This is a genomic window from Dyella sp. S184 (assembly GCF_009766065.1).
Lineage (GTDB): Bacteria > Pseudomonadota > Gammaproteobacteria > Xanthomonadales > Rhodanobacteraceae > Rhodanobacter.
The window spans coordinates 1-847 of record NZ_LMUE01000009.1 but is presented as its reverse complement, the minus strand read 5'-3'; the positions used below and the strand labels follow the sequence as shown (position 1 = coordinate 847).

General features: G+C 64.1%; 1 protein-coding gene. It reads left to right on the top strand.

The window, feature by feature from the left end:
* Positions 1-847, top strand: an 847-nt coding sequence (locus tag GSQ75_RS19060) for a condensation domain-containing protein (protein WP_254058605.1), incomplete at both ends; no start/stop codon positions are given.

Sequence of the window (847 nt, the reverse complement as noted above, 5' to 3'; positions counted from 1 at the left end):
ACCGCCATGGACGGTTGCCGCTGTCGTTTGCCCAGTCGCGCCTGTGGTTCCTCGATCAGCTGGAGCGCCATGCCGCGATCTACAACATCCCGTCGGCCATTCGCCTGACCGGTCATCTTGAGGTCGACGCGCTGACGCGTGCGCTGAACGAGATCGTGCGTCGCCATGAAGCCTTGCGCACCACCTTCGTCATGGTGGATGACGCGCCGGTGCAGGTGATCGCGCCGACGTTGACGCTGCCGCTGGACATCGTCGACCTGGGGCATTTGCCGGCGGCCGAACGCGAGGCGCAACTGCGCGTGTATCTGCGGGAAGATCTGGCCAGACCGTTCGATCTGGCAGTGGATCCGCTGATCCGCTTCGACCTGCTGCGGCTTGCCGAGGACGAGCATGTCCTGTTCCTGACCATGCACCATATCGTCTCCGACGGCTGGTCCGTGGGCGTCGTGATGCGCGAACTGGCCGCGTTCTACCGCGCCTTCATGCAGGGCCTGCCGTCGCCGCTGCCCGATTTGCCGATTCAGTACGCGGATTTCGCGCAATGGCAGCGGCAGTGGTTGAATGAGGATGTGCTGGCGCCGCAGCTGAGCTACTGGAAACAGCGTTTGGCGGGTTGTCCGAGCCTGTTGACGCTGCCGACCGATCGGCCACGGCCTGCACGGCTGAGCCATCGTGGTGCGATGCTGTCGTTCATGCTGCCGGCCACACAGATATCAGACCTGCAGGCGCTCGGTCGCCAGACGCAAAGTACGTTGTTCATGACGTTGTACGCGGCGTTCAGCGTGCTGCTGGCGCGCTACTCGGGCCAGAGCGACATCTGCATCGGCACGCCGATCGCCAACCGCAA